Annotated in this window: 23 protein-coding genes; 14 read left to right on the top strand and 9 right to left on the bottom strand. The window is 45.1% G+C overall.

Going from position 1 to position 25531, the window contains the following annotated elements; all coding sequences use genetic code 11:
* The first annotated feature begins 112 nt into the window (after nucleotides 1–112).
* From rsxA to MHN02_RS08670, 8 genes are all read left to right on the top strand, one after another.
* Nucleotides 113–694, top strand: a complete 582-nt coding sequence (rsxA, locus tag MHN02_RS08705) for an electron transport complex subunit RsxA (RefSeq protein ID WP_014975993.1) — start codon at nucleotides 113–115, stop codon at nucleotides 692–694.
* Nucleotides 694–1275, top strand: a complete 582-nt coding sequence (rsxB, locus tag MHN02_RS08700; protein WP_039226568.1) for an electron transport complex subunit RsxB — start codon at nucleotides 694–696, stop codon at nucleotides 1273–1275. Before rsxA ends, rsxB begins: the two co-directional genes overlap by 1 nt.
* 5 nt (nucleotides 1276–1280) lie before the next feature.
* Nucleotides 1281–4172, top strand: a complete 2892-nt coding sequence (rsxC, locus tag MHN02_RS08695; protein ID WP_239245690.1) for an electron transport complex subunit RsxC — start codon at nucleotides 1281–1283, stop codon at nucleotides 4170–4172.
* On the top strand, nucleotides 4172–5254 hold the full coding sequence (gene rsxD / locus MHN02_RS08690) for an electron transport complex subunit RsxD (protein ID WP_061485157.1): 1083 nt from the start codon (nucleotides 4172–4174) through the stop codon (nucleotides 5252–5254). The genes rsxC and rsxD overlap by 1 nt, the downstream gene beginning before the upstream one ends.
* Entirely contained in the window at nucleotides 5254–6138 is an 885-nt protein-coding gene (locus MHN02_RS08685) for an RnfABCDGE type electron transport complex subunit G (RefSeq protein ID WP_239245576.1), read from the top strand. The genes rsxD and MHN02_RS08685 overlap by 1 nt, the downstream gene beginning before the upstream one ends.
* 1 nt (nucleotide 6139) lies before the next feature.
* Nucleotides 6140–6832: an electron transport complex subunit E gene (locus MHN02_RS08680; RefSeq protein ID WP_039233136.1), complete on the top strand. Its 693-nt coding sequence runs from the start codon at nucleotides 6140–6142 to the stop codon at nucleotides 6830–6832.
* A gap of 34 nt (nucleotides 6833–6866) precedes the next feature.
* Nucleotides 6867–7589, top strand: coding sequence for an endonuclease III (gene nth / locus MHN02_RS08675; RefSeq protein ID WP_014975990.1), 723 nt, complete (start codon nucleotides 6867–6869; stop codon nucleotides 7587–7589).
* A 196-nt stretch (nucleotides 7590–7785) separates the two neighbouring features.
* Entirely contained in the window at nucleotides 7786–9204 is a 1419-nt protein-coding gene (locus MHN02_RS08670; protein ID WP_239245573.1) for a M20/M25/M40 family metallo-hydrolase, read from the top strand.
* Nucleotides 9205–9309: 105 nt separating this feature from the next.
* Here the strand turns inward: MHN02_RS08670 and MHN02_RS08665 are convergent, their stop codons facing one another.
* Both MHN02_RS08665 and MHN02_RS08660 read right to left on the bottom strand, forming a co-directional pair.
* On the bottom strand, nucleotides 9310–9489 hold the full coding sequence (locus MHN02_RS08665; RefSeq protein ID WP_014948777.1) for a hypothetical protein: 180 nt from the start codon (nucleotides 9487–9489) through the stop codon (nucleotides 9310–9312).
* 168 nt (nucleotides 9490–9657) lie between these two features.
* Nucleotides 9658–9870 carry a cold-shock protein gene (locus tag MHN02_RS08660; RefSeq protein ID WP_014948776.1) on the bottom strand — a complete coding sequence of 71 codons (213 nt, stop codon included), beginning with the start codon at nucleotides 9868–9870 and terminating at the stop codon, nucleotides 9658–9660.
* A gap of 334 nt (nucleotides 9871–10204) precedes the next feature.
* On the opposite strand from MHN02_RS08660, the gene MHN02_RS08655 reads away from it, so the two are divergent.
* The 3 genes from MHN02_RS08655 (at nucleotide 10205) to glpQ (ending at nucleotide 12909) form a co-directional block, all read left to right on the top strand.
* The gene (locus MHN02_RS08655; protein WP_239245570.1) at nucleotides 10205–10915 is read left to right on the top strand and encodes an SDR family oxidoreductase; all 711 of its coding nucleotides are present in this window, start codon (nucleotides 10205–10207) and stop codon (nucleotides 10913–10915) included.
* A gap of 266 nt (nucleotides 10916–11181) precedes the next feature.
* Nucleotides 11182–11577 (top strand): lactoylglutathione lyase, encoded by a 396-nt coding sequence (gloA, locus tag MHN02_RS08650; RefSeq protein WP_014948774.1) that lies wholly within the window; start codon nucleotides 11182–11184, stop codon nucleotides 11575–11577.
* A gap of 135 nt (nucleotides 11578–11712) precedes the next feature.
* On the top strand, nucleotides 11713–12909 hold the full coding sequence (glpQ, locus tag MHN02_RS08645) for a glycerophosphodiester phosphodiesterase (protein ID WP_239245567.1): 1197 nt from the start codon (nucleotides 11713–11715) through the stop codon (nucleotides 12907–12909).
* Between the two features lie 37 nt (nucleotides 12910–12946).
* Here the strand turns inward: glpQ and MHN02_RS08640 are convergent, their stop codons facing one another.
* On the bottom strand, nucleotides 12947–13819 hold the full coding sequence (locus tag MHN02_RS08640; RefSeq protein ID WP_014975986.1) for an OmpA family protein: 873 nt from the start codon (nucleotides 13817–13819) through the stop codon (nucleotides 12947–12949).
* A 341-nt stretch (nucleotides 13820–14160) separates the two neighbouring features.
* Here MHN02_RS08640 and rnt point away from each other — a divergent pair, with 341 nt between their 5' ends.
* Nucleotides 14161–14796, top strand: a complete 636-nt coding sequence (gene rnt / locus MHN02_RS08635) for a ribonuclease T (protein ID WP_014948771.1) — start codon at nucleotides 14161–14163, stop codon at nucleotides 14794–14796.
* A 73-nt stretch (nucleotides 14797–14869) separates the two neighbouring features.
* Here rnt and MHN02_RS08630 read toward each other — a convergent pair whose 3' ends face one another.
* Nucleotides 14870–15475: a peroxiredoxin C gene (locus tag MHN02_RS08630; protein WP_014948770.1), complete on the bottom strand. Its 606-nt coding sequence runs from the start codon at nucleotides 15473–15475 to the stop codon at nucleotides 14870–14872.
* Nucleotides 15476–15750: 275 nt separating this feature from the next.
* On the opposite strand from MHN02_RS08630, the gene MHN02_RS08625 reads away from it, so the two are divergent.
* Nucleotides 15751–15945, top strand: a complete 195-nt coding sequence (locus tag MHN02_RS08625) for a bacterioferritin-associated ferredoxin (RefSeq protein ID WP_014948769.1) — start codon at nucleotides 15751–15753, stop codon at nucleotides 15943–15945.
* 261 nt (nucleotides 15946–16206) lie between these two features.
* Here MHN02_RS08625 and MHN02_RS08620 read toward each other — a convergent pair whose 3' ends face one another.
* The 5 genes from MHN02_RS08620 to MHN02_RS08600 all read right to left on the bottom strand — a co-directional run bounded on the left by MHN02_RS08620 (nucleotide 16207) and on the right by MHN02_RS08600 (nucleotide 24405).
* Nucleotides 16207–19140, bottom strand: coding sequence for a TonB-dependent receptor (locus MHN02_RS08620; RefSeq protein WP_239245687.1), 2934 nt, complete (start codon nucleotides 19138–19140; stop codon nucleotides 16207–16209).
* 219 nt (nucleotides 19141–19359) lie between these two features.
* Nucleotides 19360–20415 carry a FecR domain-containing protein gene (locus tag MHN02_RS08615; protein ID WP_239245564.1) on the bottom strand — a complete coding sequence of 352 codons (1056 nt, stop codon included), beginning with the start codon at nucleotides 20413–20415 and terminating at the stop codon, nucleotides 19360–19362.
* 1 nt (nucleotide 20416) lies between these two features.
* A complete protein-coding gene (locus MHN02_RS08610) occupies nucleotides 20417–21049 on the bottom strand; it encodes an RNA polymerase sigma factor (protein WP_239245561.1) in 633 nt (210 codons plus the stop codon).
* A gap of 82 nt (nucleotides 21050–21131) precedes the next feature.
* Nucleotides 21132–23720: a TonB-dependent receptor gene (locus MHN02_RS08605; RefSeq protein ID WP_014975983.1), complete on the bottom strand. Its 2589-nt coding sequence runs from the start codon at nucleotides 23718–23720 to the stop codon at nucleotides 21132–21134.
* Between the two features lie 334 nt (nucleotides 23721–24054).
* Nucleotides 24055–24405 (bottom strand): Grx4 family monothiol glutaredoxin, encoded by a 351-nt coding sequence (locus MHN02_RS08600; protein WP_014948765.1) that lies wholly within the window; start codon nucleotides 24403–24405, stop codon nucleotides 24055–24057.
* A gap of 349 nt (nucleotides 24406–24754) precedes the next feature.
* Here MHN02_RS08600 and sodB point away from each other — a divergent pair, with 349 nt between their 5' ends.
* Nucleotides 24755–25336 (top strand): superoxide dismutase [Fe], encoded by a 582-nt coding sequence (gene sodB / locus MHN02_RS08595; RefSeq protein ID WP_014948764.1) that lies wholly within the window; start codon nucleotides 24755–24757, stop codon nucleotides 25334–25336.
* The last annotated feature ends 195 nt before the right edge of the window (nucleotides 25337–25531 follow it).

Here is a 25531-nt window from a genome sequence, read left to right as displayed (position 1 = left end):
ATTCAATCAAGTTGTTAAACCCGTTCTAAAAAGGGATAATAGACCTAATCTGTTTTTCTTTTTAATCCGCGGGCATTGTCCGTCAAAATTCCTCGAAGGAATTGCGTTATTCATGACTGAATTTTTACTGCTATTGATTGGTACAGTACTGGTTAACAATTTTGTGTTGGTTAAGTTTCTCGGCTTATGCCCGTTTATGGGTGTGTCTGGCAAACTTGAAACTGCCATGGGCATGTCTATGGCCACCACATTTGTTCTCACCCTTGCCTCTGCATCGAGCTACCTAGTGGAAACCTATCTACTTGCTCCACTGGGCATCGGTTACCTTAGAACGCTTGCCTTTATTCTTGTTATCGCGGTGGTGGTGCAGTTCACAGAAATGGTCGTGCACAAAACCAGCCCTACCTTATATAGATTGTTAGGTATATTCCTTCCTCTTATCACAACCAACTGTGCAGTGCTTGGTGTAGCGCTATTAAACCTTACCGAACAGCATAATTTCATGCAGAGTCTTATTTATGGTTTCGGCGCTGCTGTGGGGTTCTCTCTTGTACTGGTGTTATTTGCGGCCATGCGTGAGCGTTTAGCTGCTGCTGATGTACCTGTATCTTTTAAAGGTGCCTCAATCGCTATGATAACCGCTGGTCTCATGTCCCTAGCATTTATGGGCTTTAGTGGACTGGTGAAAGTGTAATGACGATATCTACCGCAATTATATTCGCCATTGTTGCCATTGGCGTCCTTGCGCTTATTTTTGGCTTGGTTCTGGGCTACGCGAGCATTCGCTTTAAAGTTGAGGGCGACCCGCTTGTTGAGCAAATAGATGCCGTACTACCACAAACTCAGTGTGGCCAATGTGGATATCCGGGCTGCAAGCCTTATGCTGAGGCAATAGCTGAAGGTGATGATATTAATAAGTGCCCACCTGGCGGCGAGGCAACGATTAAAAAGCTCGCAGACTTGATGGGAGTTGAACCTAAACCCCTTGATGCAGCTCATGGCGAAGAAGACGTTAAAAAAGTCGCGTTTATACGCGAAGACGAATGTATCGGCTGTACCAAATGTATTCAGGCCTGCCCTGTCGATGCCATTTTAGGTGCCGCCAAACACATGCACACGGTTATTACTGATGAATGTACAGGGTGCGACCTATGTGTAGATCCCTGCCCTGTCGACTGTATCGACATGGTGCCAATTGCTCAAACAACTTCTACATGGAAGTGGGATTTTGAATCATCGCCTAAAGGTGATATCCCCATCAAAATGGTGTCGTAATTGTGATGTATCCAAGTTTTGATTCAATTATAGAAACCCTTGAAGCGGGAAAGATGTACTCATTTCCAGGTGGCGTACATCCCGACGATAAGAAATCTCTATCTAATACATCAGTAATAAAGAAACCGTCGTTACCCGAATTATTGATTGTTCCTTTAAGGCAGCACATTGGCTCAGACGGTATCTGTTGCGTAGAAGTTGGCGATAGCGTATTGAAAGGCCAAATTCTTTCGCAAAGCTCATCGCCTTTTTCTGTGCCAGTTCATGCGCCAACCTCGGGAGAGGTTGTTGCGATTGCTCCGCATGTTGTAGCGCATCCTAGCGGCCTAACAGAAATGTGTATTTCGATACGTCCTGACGGTAAAGACACATGGTGCGACCTATCTCCAATAGCAAATTATAGCGACATAGATAAGAACAAGCTTATAGAAGCTATTTGCCAAGCGGGAATTTCAGGAATGGGTGGTGCCGGCTTCCCTACCCATATAAAAACCTCAACGTCTAAACCTGTTGAGTTTCTTATTTTAAATGGGATTGAGTGCGAGCCTTACATTACTTCTGACGACCGATTGATGCGTGAGCACGCCTGGCAAATACGCCAGGGTCTAGACATTCTTACTCACCTTATTGGGCCGAAGGCCATTGTAGTTGCGGTTGAAGACAACAAGCCCGAGGCTTTCGAAGCACTTAATATTGCCTGTCAGGATAAGAAAGACTATCGCGTTGTTAGCGTTGAGACTAAATACCCTGCCGGCGGCGAAAAACAGCTGATTCAGGTACTGACTGGCCGAGAAGTTCCAAGAAATGGATTGCCTGCCGACGTAGGCGTGATGATGTTCAACGTTGGTACCTGCTATGCCATTGCAGATGCTATTTTACACGGCAAACCGCTGATTGAACGGGTTGTTACCGTAACTGGTGAAGCCGTTGAATCACCAAGCAATTTTAGAGCGTTGTTGGGTACGCCCGTCTCTCATCTATTGGATGAAGCAAGCTACAACCCGAAAAAACAGAAAGTACCTAAAGTGATTATGGGCGGGCCTATGATGGGCTTTACCTTATCAGACGCTACGATCCCCGTGGTTAAAACCACAAACTGTTTGCTGGTTCCTGCAAAAAAAGAGCTGGTAGACGACAATGCAGAGCGCCCCTGTATTCGCTGTAGCGCATGCGCCGACGCATGCCCTGCGTCGTTGCTCCCCCAACAAATGTTTTGGCACGCCAAAGCAAAAGAATACGATAAAGCCGAAGAATACGACCTTTTCGACTGTATAGAGTGCGGCGCATGTGCTTACGTTTGCCCCAGTGAAATCCCACTGGTGCATTACTACCGCCAGGCTAAATCCGAAATACGCATTCAGCGTGATGAAAAGAACAAGGCCGAGAAAGCTAAACAGCGTTTTGAAGCACGTAAAGAACGTTTAGAGCGCGAAAAACTTGAGCGCGAAGAAAAACATAGAAAAGCAAAAGAAGCACGATTAGCCGCCAACAAAGCCAAAGAAGAAAATGCAGTAGCCGAGGATGCGAATAGCGCTGTTGATGCTGGCGCAACTGAGGCCAAGGACAAAGTAGCGGCGGCGCTTGCGCGTGCGAAAGCAAAGAAAGCGGCTATGCAGGCCAACGCAAAGGATGAAAGTAATACAACAAATACCAACGAACCAAGCACTGCGGCAGACGATAAAAAAGCACAGGTAGCAGCAGCTATTGCCAGAGCTAAGGCGAAAAAAGCCGCACAAGCCCAGAATGAAGCTCAACTTGAAAGCGCGGATAAGCAAGTTGAGCAAGCGTCATCGCCAGAAGATGATAAAAAGGCAAAGGTTGCTGCAGCAATCGCCAGAGCAAAAGCGAAAAAAGCCGCGCAAGCTCAAAACGAAACGCAAGATGAAAGCGCTGTCGAACCATCAACCACAGAACAGCCAAGTACCCAGTCATCATCACCAGAAGATGAGAAAAAAGCTAAAGTTGCTGCCGCTATCGCTAGAGCAAAAGCAAAAAAGGCCGCGCAAGCTAGCCAGTCTGAGGCGTCTTCAGCAGAAAAAACTGCGGGCTCTCAAGGCGAAAAGCATACCGAACTTTCCGATACTGAAGCTAATTCAGAGCTAAACGCTGAAGCGCAGAAAAAAGCGCGTATTGCCGCGGCAATCGCTAAAGCTAAAGCGCAAAAAGCTGCTAAAAATAGCGAAGACGGGCAGCCTGATAAGTCAGTTTCAGAGCAAGGTGCGCCAACTCAATTAGATGAGCAACCAGACAGTCACTCCAAAGAACCGCTAGATGAAAAGCAGGCTAGGATCGCAGCGGCGGTAGCGAAAGCGAAAGCTAAAAAGGCCGCTTCGCAAAAAACGCAAGCATCTAGCCCTGATGGCGAGGCTGGTATTGAGAATCAAGACGTTAACTCGCCAGAAGAAGCCAGTTTTCAAAGCGTCAGCGATCAAAACAGTAGTGCTCAGAGTGATAGCGCATCAGATCCTGCTAACAACTTGAGCGAAGCGGATGAAAAAAAAGCGCGCATTGCTGCTGCGGTGGCGAAAGCGAAAGCCAAAAAAGCGGCTAAGCAGGAAGAACATCAAGGAAGCGAGCAAACTGATGCTAACCACGCTGCCTCGACAAATGAAGCTGACGAGAAAAAGGCGCGCATTGCTGCCGCAGTGGCAAAGGCCAAAGCAAAGAAACTTGCTCAAGACAGTAATGGCAATTTAGCGACCTCATCAAATACTGCTGAACAGGAAAGTAGTAAAGCGCATGAGCAGAGCGAATCGTCTAGCCGTGTAGGTCAAGCAACAAGCACGCAAGCTCCTTCTCAACCGACAGCACAAGATGAAAAGAAAGCGCGCATTGCAGCTGCAGTAGCAAAGGCTAAAGCAAAAAAAGCAGCAGCTGAACAAGAGAAAGAATCATAATGAAGTTAAGTTTATCGAGTTCACCACACCAACGGGTTAAACGCGATACTGGCCAAGTCATGCGTATGGTTATTTATGCCATGCTCCCTGGCATGATTGCACAATCCTTCTTTTTTGGCTGGGGAATGCTCATTCAAGCCATTATTGCAGTAGTGAGTGCACTGGTCATTGAAGGCGTGATTTTATTTTTAAGAAATCGCCCCATCGAGCGCACATTAACAGATTACAGCGCAGTATTAACCGGCTTACTCATCGCAATTAGTATTCCTCCTACCCTACCTTGGTGGATGACGGTAACGGGTGTTTTCTTCGCTATTGCGGTGGCTAAACAGGTTTACGGCGGGCTTGGCTTTAATATTTTCAACCCTGCCATGATAGCGTATGTGGTGCTGCTTATTTCATTCCCTGCGGCTATGAGCCTATGGCTGCCTCCTGCGACTCACGCTGGCATTACGCCAAGTTTCTTTGATTCGGTATCACTTATATTTACTGGTTTTACTACTAGCGGATACGATGTCACTCAACTCAAAACCATTGCCGATGGTGTAACCATGGCTACACCGTTAGACACATTGAAAACCGACCTAACGCAAGGCGTAACATACTCAGAGTCATTGGCGAAGCCAATCTTCGATGGCGGGGTATTCGAAGCTGCTGGAGCAGGGTGGGGAATGGTGAGTCTTGCGTATTTACTTGGTGGCCTCTACCTTTGGAAGACCCGCGTTATCAGCTGGCATATCCCGGGAGGTATGCTGCTAAGCGTTTTTGTTTGTGCATCACTGCTTCATTTAGCAAACGCCGATTACTACGCTTCACCGCTATTTCACCTGTTTAACGGTGCAGTAATGGTAGGCGCCTTCTTTATCGCCACCGACCCGGTTTCAGCATCAACAACACCAAGAGGCCGCATTATATTTGGTGCAGCGATTGGCTTTTGGGTGGTAATAATCCGTACCTTTGGTGGTTACCCTGATGCCGTAGCGTTTGCGGTTATTATTATGAATATGGCGGTGCCTTTGATTGATTACTATACCCGTCCTCGCGTGTACGGCAAAAACGTTAAAGGTCGAGGTAAACACTAATGATGAAAGAAAGCCTGGCCAAAAACGGCCTTATGTTAGGTGCGTTTGCCGTTGTTACCACAGCATTAATAGCACTCACATTTTTTGGCACCCAAGATAAAATTGAGCAACAAATGCAGCAAAAACTGCTAAGCGTACTTAATGAAGTCGTGCCTAGCGAATTCCACGACAATGCCCTTTACGCCAACTGCACAGAGGTCAATGCACCTGAACTTGGCAACAAAAAAGCCCACAAAATATATCGTGCGACGTTAAATGGCCAACCTAGCGCATTAGTATTAGAAGCCACTGCTCCAGACGGATACAGTGGAGATATCGATATCGTTGTTGGTGTAAAAGTGGATGCACACGTTGGTGGAAACACACAAGGCGGCTCGAGTACTGACTCGCTCGACTGTGAGAGCGAAAATCTCAATATCACCGCGTTAGCGCTCTCGGAGTTGGCCGAGCTTGACTCAACACCTCAGAAGTCATCTGAGCAAGACGAGAATGCGTCCGATATTTCTGCGCCCAACACTAATAGAATCAGTATGAGGGTGCTTGGCGTGCGCGTTATCGAACACAAAGAAACCCCTGGGCTTGGCGATAAAATAGAGCTTGCCGTTAGCAATTGGATAACGGCGTTCAGTGACAAGCCTTTTTCACCCGACAATTTGGCGCCTTGGCAGGTCAAAAAGGACGGTGGTGAGTTCGATCAGTTCACTGGCGCTACCATCACGCCGAGAGCAGTAGTAAGAGCAGTACGCGAAGCCTTGCTTTACGCACAGGCCAACCAATCTGCACTTTTCAACGCTCCAAACACCTGCGCAATTACAGATTCCGTTGAAACAATTGATGCGATTAACGTGAATGAGGCTCAACCTCATAGTGTAGAGGAGCTATAACGTGACTGATTTTCGCGACCTGTCTTTACAAGGGCTTTGGAAGAACAATCCTGCGCTGGTACAACTGTTAGGTTTGTGCCCGCTATTGGCCGTTACCGCGACGTTTATCAATGGTCTCGGGTTAGGCCTTGCTACCATGTTGGTACTCATTGGCAGTAACGTTACCGTTTCACTCGTTCGTAATGTGGTAAGAAACGAAATCCGCATTCCCGTTTTTGTTATGATCATTGCTGCGTTCGTTACCATTGTTCAGCTATTAATGAATGCATACACCTATGACCTTTACTTAGCGCTAGGTATTTTCATTCCGCTGATTGTAACTAACTGCGCCATCATAGGCCGCGCAGAAGCCTTTGCGTCGAAAAACGGGCCGCTCGCCTCTGCCTACGACGGATTCATGATGGGACTGGGTTTTACCGCAGTGCTGGTCATTTTAGGTGGTATGCGTGAGATATTGGGTGCAGGTACATTGCTAGCAGGTGCAGACAGACTGTTTGGCTCAATTGCTGAGAACTGGACCATAACGCTTTTCAACACTGAAAATCCGTTTTTGCTTGCGATACTGCCGCCTGGTGCCTTTTTAGGTATGGGTCTTCTCATTGCTATCAAAAACAGTATTGATGCAAAGTTAGCCGCTAAGCAAACATCGCCTGCAGTGAAGGCTGAACGGGTACGCGTTACAGCTGAAAGCTAAACGCTAAAAATCAAAAACAAAAAAGTATTTAGAAATGAATGATGTAGTTAAGCCGGCCAAGCCGCTTTCTAAGCAGGAAAAAGTAAAAGAAATCATGCGAATACTGGATGACCTTTATCCGGAAATTCCTATCTTTTTAGATCATAAAGACCCATATACGTTACTCATTGCGGTTCTCCTATCGGCGCAATGTACAGACGAGCGCGTTAACCAAATTACGCCAAAGCTCTTTGCTCGGGCAGATAATCCGTACGACATGGTATTGATGAGTATTGAAGAAATTCAAGACATTATTCGCCCTTGTGGTTTATCTCCCATGAAGTCCAAAGGCATTTGGCATTTGTCTGACATGATCATCAAGCAGCACAACGGTGAAGTGCCTGCAAACTTTGAAGCGCTGGAAGCCATGCCCGCAGTGGGTCACAAGACTGCCGCGGTGGTTATGTCTCAAGGCTTTGGCATTCCTGCTTTTCCCGTAGATACTCATATCCACCGATTAATGTATCGCTGGGGTTTGTCGAACGGAAAGAGTGTTGAGCAGACAGAGCGTGACGCAAAACGCTTGTTCCCAAAAGAAAGGTGGAACGATTTGCATCTGCAAATCATCCTATATGGCAGAGAATACTGCCCTGCCCGCGGTTTCGACTTAAACAAGTGTGTTATCACACGTGAGTTCGGCAGAAAGAGTTTTATTAACGAAGTGCTGAAAGAACAAGAGAAGAAGCAAAAATTGGCGCTTAAGAAGAAGCGTAAATAGAAACTTTCAGAGAGGAGCCTTAGGCTCCTTTTTTATTCTCCATTTATTTTCTCTTAAAAGAAATTTTGCGACTAACACACGACTTACGCTTGTGGTTTGCCTCGAAAGGGACTACCAAATTGGCTATGATGGATGGGTTAGAGTTTTGCTCGCGCAAATAAAAAAAGAAATATAAAAATAAATCCATGGAGAACACATGTCTCGATTGAATACTATCGCTAGAGGGCTAGCGTTTGGTGCATTAGTAAGTGCATGCAGTTTTGGTGTTTTTGCAGAAACTTCCCCCATTACTGACGAGCAAAAGAAAAATGCGGAAGCATTAATTCAAAAAGCCCTGAAAAGTGATTTAGGCTATAGCATTGTTGAATCACTAACCACTGAGATTGGCCCTCGCCTGGGCGGCTCTGAAGCAGAAAAGCGAGCTAGAGATTGGGGCGTGGTGGTAGGAGAGCGTCTAGGTTTTGATAAAGTCAGCATAGAAGAATTCACTATGCCATTTTGGGATAGAGGCCACCTACACATTTCACTCACGGCGCCTTATGCCCAGCCGCTTTACGGCACAGCCCTTGGCGGCGCAGCGCCTTCTGAAAGCGAGATCAATGCAGACATCGTTTATTTCAGAGATATTCACGCGCTAACCGCAGTTAAAGATGGTGCCCTTAAAGGCAAAATTGCATTTGTAGACGGCGACGCCATGGTAAAAAGCCAAACAGGTGCAGGCTATGGTCAAGCGAACCAACGTCGCCGAATTGGTTGGCAACATGCTCAACGCGGCGGCGCTGAAGCGCTGGTCGTGCGCTCAGTAGGTTCAGACTCTCATCGTTTTCCTCACTCAGGCATGATGAGCTCAGACGGCGATAATTGGGCAGATATCCCCGTAGTCGCTATCTCAAACCCTGACGCAGACCATTTACGACGTTTACATAACTTAGGTAAACCGCTGTCATTGTCGCTTCACTCTGAATCGAAATGGAAAGGCGAAGTAAACAGCGGCAACGTAATACTGGATTTAGTGGGCAGTGAGAAGCCCGAAGAAATTATCCTTATTGGCGGCCACCTAGACAGCTGGGATTTAGGAACGGGTGCAGTTGATGACGGCGCAGGCGTTGCTATTACCACGGCAGCGGCTGCGTTAATTGCTTCTTTACCAGAGCGCCCAAAACGCACCATTCGTGTGGTCATGTTTGGCGCTGAGGAAGTGGGCTTATTAGGTGCCTTTGCTTACGCTAAACAACACGAAAAGAACCTTGAAAATCACGTTCTGGCCACAGAGTCTGACTTTGGTGCGCAAACTATCTGGCAACTAGTGTCAAATGTGAATCCCCAAGCGACTGTACTAGTCGATGAAATCGCGAAGATTTTATCACCGCTAGGTATAGTGCGTGGCGGTTCAGACATTGCTGGCGGCGGCCCTGACATCATTCCGCTAGCAGCGAAAGGCGTACCAACGATTAGGTTAAATCAAAACGGTAGAGATTACTTTGATCTTCACCATACGCCAGATGATACCTTAGATAAAATTGACCCCGATGAGCTTGCGCAAAACATTGCAGCCTACGCAGCAAGTATATACTTGTTAGCCGATTCGGACGTTGACTTAAAAGCTAAACAGTAGTTTCACGTTAGTAATCATCAAACATTGGTCAGTGCATCTCGTGCTGGCCATCGCTTACCAGTACTCTGCTTACCCTCGCCTCTGCTAGTCCGAAATGCTTACGTTTTATTGCGCTTGAATAAGCTGGGCAACAAATCGCTTCGCCTCTTGCCTTGATGGCAGCTCTACATGCCGATACGTATTCGCATGTTTAAAAGCAACGGTTGTTTTATTTATGGAGATATTTGAGATTAACGCACCTGAAATGGCGCTATTAAAGGTAGAGATAGAATCTTGAAATTGCATAGTAAATACTTCTTTATTAATGTTGTTTGTTTTGAATTCCTCGCAGGTTGGGTAAAGAAATCGAAAAACGATAATTAGGCTCTAGCGTGAACATAGCGTTTCAGAAAGAGCCCATTTTTTTGAGGTCACTTCAGAAAAGAGAAATGACCTTAGATAAGCATAGAGGTCTTATCGAACTACTACGTTAGCAGCTTGAGGACCTTTTTGGCCTTGTTCAACTTCGAAGCTAACTTCTTGGCCTTCTTTCAACGTTTTGAAACCGTCAGAAGCAATTGAACGGAAGTGTACGAATACGTCTTTGCCGCCAGCTTCAGGAGTGATGAAACCAAAACCTTTTTCTTCGTTGAACCACTTAACTGTACCGTTTACAGAATTAGACATAATAAAAACCTTTTAAAAAAATTGATGTAATGGTGGAAAACCACCGAATAGCTATAGACATCTCCAAGCTAGTAAAGCAGTTGTATATCTATATAAAACTTCAATTTGAAGGATTTAAAAAAGAGGTACAGCGCAGTATTAGGTAAAGCAAATAACATATCTAGAGCGATGCGAAAGGTACAGGTAATCGCGAGCAATGTCCACTAGTTTTTAGTTTATTTTTTGACCAAAACACAACTTTTTTACAAATTTTTTTGGCGAAGCTGAATACGTATGTTTGTTCAAGGCACTTGAAAGCTAGGTTAACCTTGCTTTTTTGCTATAGGTTTAAATTATGACAGACACGTATGCGTTAGAAGGTAAAACAGCCATTGTTACTGGAGGCGGAAAAGGGCTAGGTAAAACTCTCGCTCAATTTCTACTAGAAGCAGGAATGAACGTGGCCATTTGTGGGCGCACTGAAACTGCGGTTAAGCAGACTGTAGAGCGGTTCGACGCCCTATTCCCTGGTAATGTCATTGGCCAAGTTTGTGATGTATCGAAAAGCGCTGATGTTGCCAGTTTTGTTAGAAAGGTCAAAGATACATTTGGCGAGCTACACGTCCTAATTAATAACAGTGGCTTTGGTAAGGAGACCCTTATTTGGGAAACCTCAGAGAAAGCGTGGGACGAAGTAATGGATACTAACGTAAAAGGGACTTTTCTCATGTGCAAAGAGGTCGTGCCTCACATGATTAACAACAAGGAAGGCTACATTATCAACATTGCTTCTCAGGCGGCATTGAACGGCTATGCCAATGCAGGCGTTTACTGTGCATCAAAATTTGCGATGGTGGGGCTTGGAAAAGCGTTGCAAGAAGAGGTTCGCCCCTACGGTATTCACGCCCATTCACTAAACCCTGCACTGATACAGTCGCAGAAAGCAGAAACAGAGAAAGTGGACGATGGCCTGATTCAAAATGAAGACTTAGGCAACATGGTGGTTTACCTATTGAGCCAACCTCGCCGTCTTAAAATTGATAATATCGGCCTATGGGGCTATTAATAGCAGTCCGCATAGATAATTACCCACTCAGCGAGACTTAAAATGTTCGTAATCGCGGCGTGTTACCGCAGGTATAGTACGTTTAACTAGAATTGTAATATTGTCTTAAAGCGTTAACATTTCCTAATTAACATAAAAGCGTGTCGTTTGCGTTTACTCAAATAAAGTACTCATCGTATTTATGTGTACAAAAAGTAACGGCCAACACGCAATCACAGTGCAGTGTGCCATCGAGTAATTCCGATGGCTCAAAATAGGAATCTCTTATGCGAATGCTTCACACCATGCTTCGAGTTGAAAACTTAGAGGCCTCTCTTCACTTTTATACCTCACTCATGGGCATGCGCCTTCTTCGCCAGTCTGAAAACAAAGAGTATGAATACACGCTAGCTTTCGTGGGATATGGCGATGAAACCGAGAGTACCGTCTTAGAACTTACCTACAACTGGGGCGACAACACCTACGATAAGGGTAACGCATATGGTCATATTGCGATTGAGGTCGATGATATCTATCAGTTTTGTGAAAACTTAGAAACAAACGGCGCTGATGTATATCGTAAACCGGGGCCAGTAAAAGGCGGCTCCACAGTTATTGCTTTTGTTCGCGACCCCGATGGGTATGCAATAGAACTCATACAAAATAAATCCATTTCGCTATGAAATGGTTCAAAAACAAGAACTGAAGATACAGCCAGCGTAGTCAAAGCGATTTGAACGCTTAAGTCGCCAAACTATCAACTTGAAAACGTGCGGCACTGGAAAAAACCGATGAAAAACCACATGGAGTGACACGACATGCTACGTAACCGCTTATTATTTTCGCAAAATGATAAAAACAAAAGCCAAGCTAGAACAGCGATATGTCGGAAATCTCGAGCAGCGCACAATATAGGCTTGCGCAGTCAGCCAAAAGCAAAACTGGCCGCTATTCTGCCAGCGTTGGTTGTCGCTTTTACCGGTACAGTTGCTGCTGGCAGTACGTTTTCGGCCATGGCTGCAAATAACGAGAATGCACAAATACACGCTGACACAAAAGAAAATGTTGAAACGCACTTTACCGTGATAGCCCATCGCGGCGCGTCGGGCTATTTACCTGAGCATACCCTTGAAGCAGCTACCCTCGCCTTTTCTCTGGGCCCCGATTTTATTGAGCAAGATGTTGTTATCACCAAAGACGACATACCCGTTGTGCTACACGACATCCACTTAGAAACGGTCACCAATGTAGAAGATGTGTTTCCTGCACGCCACCGCGATGACGGACGCTATTACGCGCGTGATTTTACTCTTGAAGAACTGCGACAACTGCGGGTACACGAGCGCGCTAACAGTGACGGGAAGCAAGTTTTTACAAATAGGTACCGCGGCACACATGCTAATTTTAAGGTTGCCACGTTAAATGAACACTTTGAGCTAATCAGCGAGCTAAATCGCCAATTTGGAACGTCTGTCGGGGTTTATCCTGAAGTAAAGTCCCCAGCCTTTCACATTAAAGAAGGCGTTGATGCCAGTAAAATCGTTGTAGATGCTTTGAATGCTTACGGGTTTGGTGGAGAGAGCGGTAATAGCTACCTGCAATGCTTCGATTTTAACGAAGTTAAGCGCGTTCGTGAAACCCTGGGCTATAAAGGCAAAGTTGTGATGCTGATTGGCGAAAACGACTGGGGCGAAAGCGACACAGATTATAACTGGCTGCGCACTCAGGAAGGCATGCAGCAGGTTGCGTTGTATGCCGATGGCATAGGCCCTTGGTTAGGCCATTTACTCGATAATGAAGCGATGACTCAAGGAAAAGTAGAAGCCGCGGCATGGATTGCCTACGCCCACGAAAATAACCTGACAATCCACCCCTACACCTACCGACATGATGCACTACCAGCAGGTATGAGTTCAGAGCAAGTCTTGGAAGTTTTAGACAAGGTGGTAGGTGCTGACGGTGTTTTCACCGATCATTTAGTACCGGTATTAAGGTGGCGAGAAAAATTAAACTAACGCATTTTAAAGCGAGTGTAGGCGCGACAATTAGCGCCTAGGATTTTGAAAGTCGCACCACCACGCGTCTGTTTTGGGCGCGGCTTTCTCGTGTATCGTTTGGCGCAATATGGCGTTTCTCACCGTGGCCTGTCAACTGAATTCGATCTTCAGGTACACCTAGCGTAGTCAAATAGCTTTTTACTTCGTTAGCACGTCGAATAGACAACTGTTCATTATTATAGCGACCGCCGTAGCTATCGGTGTAACCATCAAGAAGCACAAGCTCAAGTTCGCTGTCTTCTTTTAAGTATTCACCTATCATGGTTAAGCGCTTCTGCGAATATTTGGTTAGCTCTGTACTGTTGTTTTGATACGACAATACCGTGTAGGCAATGTCATCAAAGCCGAAGGGCAATAAGTTCGATACACACTTCACAAATTCACGATACACACCAGAGAAGTTGCTAGCGTTTAATGCCACACTTACTTGGTCGTATTTGTTATACCAATCTTGGTAATAGATTGTGGGCCAAAAGCCTTTTTCTAATTCAGACAACATAGTCCAAGCCGCATCCTGCGGAAGGTCGCCATTGTACTGTTTACGAATAGACATGTCGGCAATGGTTTTAGGCGCAACGCCGGGCATCCATTTAGGTGGTACAGAATAAACAGCAGCCATATCAAATTTGCTTGGCAGCAAATACATGTCCAGTTCAAATTCCATATTAAGCTGCTTCGACGCTGAGCTCGTGAACATGGCTTCGCCATAACCGGGTAGTTCGTGGTTCAAGGTACACTGAAGTCGGGTGTCTTTGTCTATTCGCCAGTTGGAGCTTTCTATGGTTGCAGAATATTGCCGCATGGCAGCGTGGGAAGACAATGACCCCAGCATCCCCAATAAAGCGATGTATTTTAATTTCGACACCATTTCGACACCATAACGAAAATCAGACTAACACAGGTAAAAGACAACACTACGTGCACAAATTACCGAACATAATGAATCAAATTAGCTCACACAAAAAGAAGAAATGTGCCTAATGATTTTTTCACGCTTAATTTGATTATCGTCCAAATTGTAGAAAAGTTTAGCGTTTAATGCCATTCGCGTTTTGTACTTTTGCTAGCCCCCTGATTTAACAGTTTATAAATTGCAACTGGCAACTCGAGAGTATCCTTGCGATAATTCTTTTACGCAATATGCTTCGCAGGTTGGTACGCATTTTAGTCACCAACCAATTAACGCAATCGAGTCTTACAAGAGTGTTTATGTCTGCCAACCCGCCCCTTCTCTCCCAGCGCTTTCGAGGTTACTTTCCCGTTGTTATCGACGTTGAAACAGCCGGATTTAATGCAGGCACTGACGCCCTGTTAGAATTAGCCGCGGTAACGGTGAAAATGGATGAAAACGGTATACTTCATCCTGATCAAACTTTTCATTATCACATTGACCCCTTTGAGGGCGCTAACCTAGAGCCAGCAGCCTTAGAATTTAATGGCATCGATCCTAATTGTGCATTGCGAGGGGCTATTGAAGAAAGCGAAGCCATGAAGGACTTATGTAAAGGCATCCGCAAGGCGCAAAAAAATGCAGACTGCCAACGTTCAGTTATTGTTGCTCACAATGCAACGTTCGATCAGAGTTTCGTCAATGCCGCGATAGAACGCTGCAATATAAAACGCACGCCGTTCCATCCGTTTGTTTCATTTGACACCACCAGCCTTGCTGGATTGGCCTTAGGCCAAACGGTTTTGGTAAAAGCATGCCGTGCAGCGGGGATCGCATTTGACCAAAGTGAAGCGCACAGTGCGCTGTATGACGCCCAAAAGACCACCGAGCTATTTTGCTATATGGTAAATCGCTATAAAGCGCTAGGCGGATGGCCTGTAGAAAATAAAGAGTAGTTTTATTCAAACTGGTATAAACAAAAACAGCGCCAAAAGGCGCTGTTTTTTTATAATCTTTAAACAGTTTAGCTTATAGCTTGTCTGCTTCTTCAGATAGGTACTTAGCAACACCCTCAGGCGACGCATCCATACCAGCTTTACCTTCAGTCCAACCCGCTGGGCAAACTTCACCATGCTCTTGGTGGAATGCTAGTGCATCGACCATGCGTAGCATTTCATCAACGTTACGGCCAAGTGGAAGGTCATTGATTACCTGATGACGTACCATACCTTCTTCGTCGATTAGGAATGAACCACGGAACGCAACGCCATCTTCTGGGTGCTCAACATCGTATGCCTGGCAGATGTCGTGCTTAACGTCAGCAACAAGGGTGTACTTAACCGGACCAATACCACCTTGATTTACCGGAGTGTTTCTCCACGCATTGTGTGAGAACTGAGAGTCGATTGAAACACCGATCACTTCAACACCACGCTTTTTGAACTCGTCGAAACGCTTGTCAAAGGCGATAAGCTCTGACGGGCAAACAAACGTAAAATCTAGTGGGTAGAAGAATACAACAGCTTTCTTGCCCTTGATTGCTTCACTTAATGTGAAAGTGTCAACAATTTCACCACTACCAAGTACCGCTGCTGCAGTAAAGTCAGGTGCTGGACGGCCAACTAATACACTCATGAGTCTCTCCATTTATATTTGGATTGTAATAATAGAAGTGATTACGTTGCGTAACCACTTTGATAAGAAATTTCCTTCAAAGAAAATAGGTACGAATATGGAAATAACAATATTAAACAACGAGTTTTTTTACTGATCATACCAATAACCGCTTAACATCACCCCACACTGTTCAGTCTTTCTTCAATTACCTTGTATTAAATTTGTCATTATCCACTTGCTAAAGCAAAGAATAACAATTATTATCATTTACAGATTCATTTGGAGTACGTTTAATGTTTGTTTGCATGTGCTATGGGGTAACTGATAAAAGCATTCGCGCAGCGGTTGAAGAAAACGGTGTGGGAAATATGCGAGAGTTACGTCAACATTTAGAGCTTGGCTCACAATGCGGTAAGTGCATCAACATGGCTCAACAGATCATTGACCAAACTATCGTCGATGAGTCCCTATTCAAAGACGTTGGCTAGGCAATTAGCCAACCCGCGTATTCTTAACACGCAACGTCATCGCTCTTAGCATCCTTGGCTAGACTTAAAACACCATATTTATTATCACGATTATTTCTTTAAGTGGCCTAAGTCATATCCTAATTTAATTACCTAAGTAACATTCACATCGTCACCTAAAACGATAGGTTGTTGTCCTTTCAAACTCAGAGCTAGGCTCATTTCCTTACTCTCATTGAGTGCAGCGTGCCATTTAACTACGTAGCTTTACTGAAGCATGCCCTAGTTAAAGGTGTACTCAATGCCTGCATAATAGAAAGCCCCATTGATACCGCTAGGCGATGTAGGTGGGTAGAGTGCGCCAACTTCACCTTGAAAAGGATTTTCATTAGGCAGCGAATCAAACAGATTTTGGGCGCCGAGGGTAACTTGTGTTTGAGGCAGTACTTTCCATGCAACTTGGGCATCGAATGTGGTTAACGCATTGCCGTATATGTCCATGCCTGCGGACGCATCAAGATGGTCTTCATAAAACTCACCGTAATAGTTAAGTCGCCAAGTAAATGCCCAATTTCCTTTCGATTGCTCGAGCGTGATACTGCCTCGATGAGCAGGCAAGTTATCTTCCAGCATACGAATTCTTGCCTGTGTTAGATTAGGTAGAAGCCGTATTTCGTCCCCCACTTGCGCAGGATAAAGCGTAACACGCTCTACTTGTGTGTCTGTCCAGTTGAAGGCAAGAAGTAAAGAATTTGACCAATCAGCTAGCGCAAAATTGTAGTTAACAACTAAATCAACACCCTGAGTTTTTGTGTCAAAGTCATTAGTAAAATACTTTGCAGCATTATATTTTGCCGCATCTGGACGCCCTTGGGCAATAAGCGCACTAATGTCGTCGTCGGTTAGCGGGATTGCAGATGTCGTACTAATGCGATCAGAAAGGCGAATATTGAAATAGTCGAGCGTCGCAAAAAAGTTCTCGCTTGCCTGCATAACAAGCCCGAGGCTAAAGTTCACCGATTCTTCAGGCGTCAGTGGAGTTGCGCCTAGTTGCAGTGAGATAAGATCAGTTGGAGGCAGCGTTGCTTGGTCTTCCAAACCGTTAACACCGTAGGCGGTTGTTACGTTGATAACATTACTCTGCCCTACTGTAGGCGCCTTAAAACCGGTGTTTACAGATCCGCGTAATGCAAAAATATCATTTAATTTATAGCGAGTACTCAATTTCCCATCGAATGTCGAGCCGAAATCACTGAAATGCTCTACACGAGTGGCCACGCCAAACTGCCATGCTTCGGTAACATAAAATTCCAAATCGGCGTACACAGCCCAATTGCTTCTGCTCCAGTGCCCAGCACTTTGAGGCTGATACCCCGGAAAACCGTTGGAACCGATGGAAAAGCCTTGGTTCAACCCAAGTGGCGGCTCTAGAGCGAAAGGGCCTGCAATATATGACGCTTCATCGCCGGACTTTTGAAAATAGGTTTCTTTGCGCCATTCTAAGCCCACGGCAATGCTAACCGGATCGTCGAAAATAGTTTGAATGAGTTTGTTAAAATCTAAGTTAAGCGTTCGCTCTACTTGCGACACACCACCGGGCGAAAACGACGTTGGCGTTTGTGGCCCTAACGATGGATTAACCGTATTGGAGATGGTGTACTCAATGTCACTGTAGCCCAATGTCGCACTGGCATCCATCGCCCAGCCATTAGGTAACTCATGTTTAACGCCCATCGCAACAGAAGCGTCCGTTATCGTACCCCCAAATTTTGGTGTGAAACCGCCAGGGAACCACTCGTTGAAAGCAAAACAGTTGGCACCAAGCGCCGTTGTGTTATCTGCAATAAGTTGATACGTGGGGTCCAGCAATACACTATTGCTGGACAAGGTTATAGAAGGGCAAGCAATTCCACTTTCCAATCCATCGAGATCGGCTACAATCAGACGACTTTCCCCTGTATTTGGGTCGGTACGGCTGAACACCCCTTCTCGGGTTTGCGGATTTCGAAAGTAAAAACCACCGTTTATTTCTCTTCTTGCTGCAGTGGCAAAGCTGTAAAATTGTGATTTAGACGAAATGTCTGCGCCTGCATTTAGCGCAAGTTTAATATCTTCGTTAACATCAAGCGCTCCCCATACTTGGGACGGTGACGCGATGAACACATTCCCTTGGTCAATCAAGTTCTGCGCATCAATCCGCTGTACAGAGCGCGACGTGCCATTTTGCTGACGATACTCTGCCGTTGCATTTAAAAAGCCGTCTTCTCCAATAGCAAAGCCCTTATTCAACTGCACTTGAAACAGTTCGCCGTCACCTTCACTGTATCCGCCCACTTTCAGCGCAACATGCCCTCCTTCACGAGCATCCTTAAGTACGAAGTTAATCACGCCTGCAATGGCGTCTGAGCCATACTGGGCTGCTGCACCATCTCGCAATACTTCGACTTGCTTTAACGCATAGGCAGGAATAACCGATATATCAGGCCCTTGTGCACCGTCAGATAAACCTCCGCCTAAAAACGTGATTACCGCAGAGCGATGGCGTCGCTTTCCGTTAAGCAGCAAAAGCGTGTGATCCGAGGACATGCCTCTAAGGTTCGCCGGCCTTACCAGGCTACTGGCATCATTGATGGGCTGATCGTTTACGTTTAACGAAGGAACCATCACGCTTAACATAGAAAGCACGTCTGAATTTCCCTGTGAGTTAAGGGTTTCAGAACCAATCACATCCAAAGGAACTGGTGAGTCAACAGCACTTCGAGGCGAGTTACGAGTACCGACGACCGCAATTTTTTCAAGTCCATTGCCTCCCTCGTCTGTTTTCTTTTCGGTATCTTGTGTCTGTGTTTCCTTCGCCACTAACGATGAACGAGAACGAATACTTACCGCACCGCTTTCATCAGTCACTACCGCCAATTCTGTTCCTTCAAGAAGCTGTGCCAGCGCTTCATTCAGTGTGAACGTACCTTCCAATGCGTTTGTTTTCACTTTTTTCGCTAAATCAAAAGGAAAAAGCAATGTGGTATTTGCCTGTTTAGCTAGTTCGGTTAGCGCTTCATTAGCATTTTGTGCGGGTATTGAAAAGCTGTAAGCACCCAATTTTGGTTCGGTTTGGTCGGGTGATTGCGAAGGGCTGTCTGTTTGTGCATGAAGCGTTGGCGCTGGTGCTATGAAAAGAAAAAAGCCGGACGCTATGTGTAGTGCCGAGAGGGACAAAATACGGGAGAATTTGCACATTCTTTTTTGCAAAAGGCATTGGGCCGAACACGCAAGGGCATGCAGCTTTTCTATTGCCTTTTTTGTTTGCCTGCTTATCTCAAAATTGCCGTATTGCAAGATATAAAATCGATGTGCTTATTATTTTAATTATATTGTCACATTAAAGAAATTGATGCCAACTACGAATAGTAGAAAGCACCTATCTTTCAGAAATATTTAACTTTTCGCTAACTTAAGCTCAATACTTGTTTCTGTGACTTTCTCGTAATTGATGTTAAAGCTGCTCTTAAGTGCAGACAACAATCCATCTATGTCGCCTACTTTAAAGTAACCCGCTACACGACGCTTGCGCAGGCTTTCGTCCGAAATATTAAAGCGAACGGGTGTATAGCGCCCAATCTCAGCTAATACGGCCTCCAGCGGCTCACCTTTAAATACAATCATACCTTGTTGCCACGCTAAATCGTCGTCAATGTCATTTTGAGACATGCTTTCACGGGCTTCAACTTTACCTTGCACTGTGGCTTTTTCACCTGCGAACATGAGAAGCCCTTCTTCAGCAACAGGACGTTTAGTGAAGAGCGATTCATTTGAGGATGAAGCCTTAAAGCGATCTTTCACCAATACCTTTCCGTCGGTAACCACTAACTCAAACGCATTATCATCCACATATTGCATATTAAAAGCAGTTCCAACAGCGGTAACGGTGTTGTTGCCTGCAGTCACAGAGAACGGGCGAGACGTGTCGTGAGCCACTTCAAAATGTGCCTCCCCTTTCAATAATACGATATTGCGTGCCGTTGATGAGAAGTCTACGGTAACGACAGAGTTTGTATTTAGATGAAGTTTAGAGCCATCGGCTAACGTCACGTTTTTCTGTTCGCCAACACCGGTTTGTACCTTTTGTGTTACCGCTGCGAATTCAGGGGTGCTATTTAGCCACGTGCGCTGAACAACAACACCAACAGCGATTGCCATCACTAAGAATGTGGCCGCTATGCCCCAAACGGCAGTTTTAGACATGTTGCCCTTTTTCGACGACTGACGAGAGGTTGGCTGCGGAAATAAACCGCTCAATTCATTTAATACCGACATGTCGTCCCACAAGCTAGCGGCGTCTAGCAAAGCTTGACGATGCGCATTACTTTCCGACAACCAGGCGTCTAACTCTGTTTTTTCGTCACTTTTTAAGCCGCGATCGAGACGGCTTATCCATAAGCATGCTTGCTCTTGGATATCTTCTTTGCTTGAAAACTGGCGAATATTATTCATGTTAACTACGGCTTATGTCCTGAGTCGCGTTAGCAGTGGCACGGGGGGATGCACTGTCCTTTGACAGCTCGGCTAAGTACCTAGAGCACATCATTAAACCTTTGGCGACATGCTTCTCAACGGTGCTTTCGCTTAGCCCCACAAGCTCTGCAATCTCTTTTTGTCGCATGCCATATACTTTTTTCAGCAAAAATACGCGTTTTACATCAGCAGACAATGTATCTGTCGCTCGGCAAAAATGAATAAAACGCTCTTTGCTTTCTACATTTTTTTCTAAACTGTGCCCTACAAGCTCATAAGGCAAAATATCCATGTCATCGAGCTGCTGCTTATTTTTGTTTTCAGCTTTTGCAACATGGTTTAGCGCTAGATTACGCGCGGTTTTGAGCATATAGGTACGCTCATACTGTATTTCTTGTTTTAACTCTGCCTCGTAGCTTTTAATAAAAGCTTCTTGCACAATATCTTCAATGTCGTCGGCGCCAACAATAGAACCTACCGCACGCATTAATTTCGAGCGGTATTTTAAAAAGGTTTCAGCTACTGTCGACTTTCTTGTCATAATAATAAAAGTTGCGTGTTTCGAATTGCTTACATTGGCATCAATAATGCCTGCTTTTTCGTTCTTTTTCACCTAATAAAATAAAAGGGGGCTAATGCCCCCTTAACTTTGAAACATTAAGTGAAAGTTTGGTTTATAGGTAATTGCTTACCTATTAAAAAGTGTAAACACCTCTTAGGTAGTAGAAGCCACCGTTAATACCAATTGGAGATGTTGTCGGATACGCTGAACCGGCAATCTGTGCGTAGGTGATACCACCTGCATCAGTATTGTTTTCGTCAGGGTATTCATCAAACGCGTTCTTAGCACCAACAGTTACTGTGAAATCTTCAGTGAAGTTATATGCCACTTCAAAGTCGAACGTAATTTCAGAACCTACTTTGTCAATCGGCAATGCAGAGTCTAGGTGATCTTCGAAGATGCTACCGTAGTAGTTCATTCTCGCAAGGAAGCGCCAGTCGCCATTAGTGTGGTTAGCTGTTGCACTGTAACGTACCGCTGGAAGGTTATCTTCTAGCATGCGAATACGAAAATCAGAGATATTGTCCGACGCGCGGTCAACTTCTGTAGACGTCCAGTTATATGCAAGTGAGAACTTAGTTTCACCGCCCATCATATCCATCGAATAGTTCGCTACTACGTCTACACCTTCAGTGGTGGTGTCGAAGTCATTAGTAAAGAAGCTGATTTCAGAGAAGCTAGACGCATCGTTGATACCTTGCTCAAGCAGCGTGGCAATGTCTTCTTCAGTCAGCGCAATACCAGAGGCAGTACTGATACGGTCAGTCAGTTCGATGTTGTAGTAGTCTGCGGTAATGAATAGACCATTATCGAAATCGGCTACCACACCAAACGTGATACTTTCTGACTCTTCAGGCGTTAACTGCTCACCACCTTTAAGTTGAGACACTGGATCTGTCGGAGGCAGTGTTGCACGGTCAATAAGTTCACCACCTGTACCAAACGCGGTAGTTACGTTACGCACGTTGCTTTGACCAAGGGTAGGTGCTTTAAAGCCTGTTGAGAACGCACCACGGAAAGCAATGTTCTCAAGTGCTTGCCAACGGAAAGCAATCTTACCTTTCGTTGTGTCACCGAAATCAGAGAAGTCTTCATAACGTAGCGCACCGGCTAACATGAAGTTTTCAGTGATATACGCTTCTGCGTCAATGTACAGTGCGATGTTGTTGCGGGACACACGACCTTGGCTATTGGCCGCCAAGCCAGGGAAACCATTTGAGCCAATGCCAAAGCCTTGTGTCGCCAGCGGACCTATTTCATAAGAGGCAGTATCACCTGCAAAGCTCTCATAACTTTCGTTGCGATATTGGAAACCAGTTGCCACGAATAGTGGTTCATATAAACCAACATCGAACGGCTTAGTGAAATCAATATCAAGGGTTTGCTCAGACTGCGTATAGCGACCTGGGCTAAATTCTGTAGGTGTTTCTGGACCTAAAGACGGGTTGATGGTGTTGCTAATAGCAAAGTCAACTTCGTTTTGGCCAAGGTTCAAGCTCACGTCATACGTGATATCGTGGTCAAGTTCGCCTTTCGTACCAAAGACAAGTGACATATCTGTAACCGTACCACCGAAACGAGGTGTGAAACCACCTGGCAGCATTTCGTTGAACGCCCAACAGTCAGGATTGTTCTGAACTTCGTTAATATAACGCGGGTTCTCTAGTACGTTATCACCAACTACGATGTCGGTTGGACAGTTACCTGACATATCGCCGGTTAAATCACCAACAAGCAGTAGTTGCTCGCCATCGTCATTTGTACCACCATCGTTCACACCACCACGATTGTGTGGATTACGGAAGTAGAAACCACCTTCAACTTCACGCTCGGCGTAGTTACCAAACATGTAAGCTTCTGAGGTAGCAGAAAGCTCAATACCTGCATTAGCGAAAAGCTTAATGTCGTGTTTGATTTCAGGTGACCCCCAAATTTGCGCAGGATCTGCTACAAAAGTGTTCCCAGCCGCTATCAATGCAGCAGCGTCTGCACGCTGTACACTTCGAGATGTGTCGTCTGCAGTACGGTATTCAGCTGAAAGGTTAATAAAGCCTTTGTCAGATAGAGGAAGACCTACGTTACCCGACATCTGAATCATGTCGCCGTCGCCTTCGTAGAAAGAGCCGTAACGGGCTTCAAACGAACCGCCTTCTGATGCATCGTTAAGTACGAAGTTAATTACACCCGCAATCGCATCAGAACCGTATTGTGCTGCTGCACCATCACGAAGTACTTCCACCTGCTTTAATGCCGCTGCTGGGATAACAGAAATATCAGGACCTTGTGCACCGTCAGAAAGACCACCACCAAGGAAAGTGATAACCGCAGAACGGTGACGACGTTTACCATTTACAAGCACAAGCGTGTGGTCTGATGCCATACCGCGAAGGTTAGCAGGACGAACAAGCGTTGAAGCATCGTTGATCGGCTGGTCGTTTACGTTAAAAGACGGAACAACAGTCTGCATCATAGATACCATATCAGTGGCACCCTGCTGCTTAAACTCTTCGTCAGAAATAATATCAATTGGCACCGCTGAGTCAGCGACCGAGCGAGGCGCTGCACGTGAACCAACTACCGCAATTTGTTCAAAATCTTCGGCCTTAGCACTCTCTTCAGCTTCTTGCGCATAAACAGGTGCAGCGGCCATTACTGAAAACGCAGCTGATGCGGCTAATACGCCACGCACGTTTTTGGTCAATAAAGACAAGGTTGTATTCATGGTGGTTTCCCGGAGTTTCTCTAAGACACCTTCAGCGTTTTAAACACATTAAAAAAATGCTCAGAGTAGTTGTTATTTTTTACCTTCAACACTGACTCATTTGCGGTCAGATGGTGTTTTTTATAGAACGCAAGATATTAAAAAACAAACCTTTTTCGACAAAATAAAAATATTTTTTCACTCCGTAGAGGATTTTAATTTCTGACCTGTCTATATTATTTTTACGGGAATAAAAGTGCGGGATTTTTGGCGGGTTTTAATAAAAAAAGCCGACTATAAGCCGGCTTTTAAATCGTTTTTCACAAACCTAAAGATTTGTACATGGAAACAAGATTTACTCTGCTTCTTTGTACTTTGCAGCCGTTTCTTTAATAAGCGGTTGAAGCTCGTTTTGTTGGAACATTTCAATAATGATATCGCAACCGCCTACAAGCTCACCTTCAACCCATAGTTGCGGGAATGTCGGCCAGTTTGCATATTTTGGTAGTTCTGCGCGGATGTCTGGGTTTTGAAGAATATCTACATAAGCAAATGGTTCGCCACATGACATCAACGCTTGCGATGCTTGTGAAGAAAAGCCACAGCTAGGTAGTTTAGGAGAACCCTTCATATACAACAAAATTGGGTTTTCTTCGATTTGCTGCTTGATTCTATCTAGCGTTGATTGATTTTCAGTATTATCCATTTGATTCCTCTGAGCACAAAAGTGTATTCCCAGTTAGATGGGAATGCATGAATGATTTATCAAGGGAAAGGGTATCATAATTTTATGTTTAATTACCCATAGCTGAATTGATCTTTTCAACCTCTGAATCGTTATCTACCCATACATTGCAATACAAATTAGTGTCACATTTTAACTTTTGAAAAAAAATTCACATTTTTGTCATTGAGTTATAGGACTTTATCCCCACATTTGGGATATGCTTTAGCGTCTAAAGCAGTATATTGAACATAGAATTAATATGCACTTATTGAACAGGCGAAGATAAGTGGGCTTTAGACTACAATACTAAACCAACATGGAGACCGTCATGGCTTTTGAATTACCAGCATTACCATACGAACAAAATGCACTAGAACCGCATATTTCTGCTGAAACGCTTGAGTACCACTATGGCAAGCACCACGCTACTTATGTAACTAAGCTTAACGGCCTAGTTGAAGGTACTGACATGGAAAACAAAAGCCTAGAAGAAATCATCAAATCTTCTGACGGCGGTGTTTTCAATAACGCTGCGCAGGTATGGAACCACACGTTCTACTGGCACTGTCTAAGCCCGAATGGCGGCGGTGAGCCAACAGGCGCGCTAGCAGAAGCTATCAACGCGAAATGGGGCTCATTTGCAGACTTCCAAGCAGCATTTAACGATAAAGCAGTTAACAACTTCGGTTCAAGCTGGACGTGGTTAGTTAAAACTGCAGACGGCAGCCTAGATATCGTTAACACAAGCAACGCGCAAACGCCTATTTCTGGCGACGACCTTACGCCAGTGCTTACTGTTGACCTTTGGGAACACGCTTACTACATCGACTACCGCAATGCGCGTCCTAAGTACCTAGAAAATTTCTGGGCGCTGGTTAACTGGGAATTCGCAAGCAGCAACTTTGCATAAGCCAAAGACTGAAGCGTTAAGCGCCTTGCGCTCTGAACAGCGTAAAGTATCAGTATAAAAAGCCCCGCTTCCAAGCGGGGCTTTTTTTTATGCACGGTCCCGTCCTAAAATACGTTGACATAAAGAGGACTTCTTTATGACAACTTCAAGTAATCAAAGACCTAAGCGCACACAGCGTGATTACACATTAGCTTT

The organism is Alteromonas sp. CNT1-28 (assembly GCF_022348345.1).
Lineage (GTDB): Bacteria > Pseudomonadota > Gammaproteobacteria > Enterobacterales > Alteromonadaceae > Alteromonas > Alteromonas macleodii.
The sequence above is the reverse complement of the archived record's forward strand: the minus strand, read 5'-3'. Positions and strand labels throughout refer to the sequence as shown.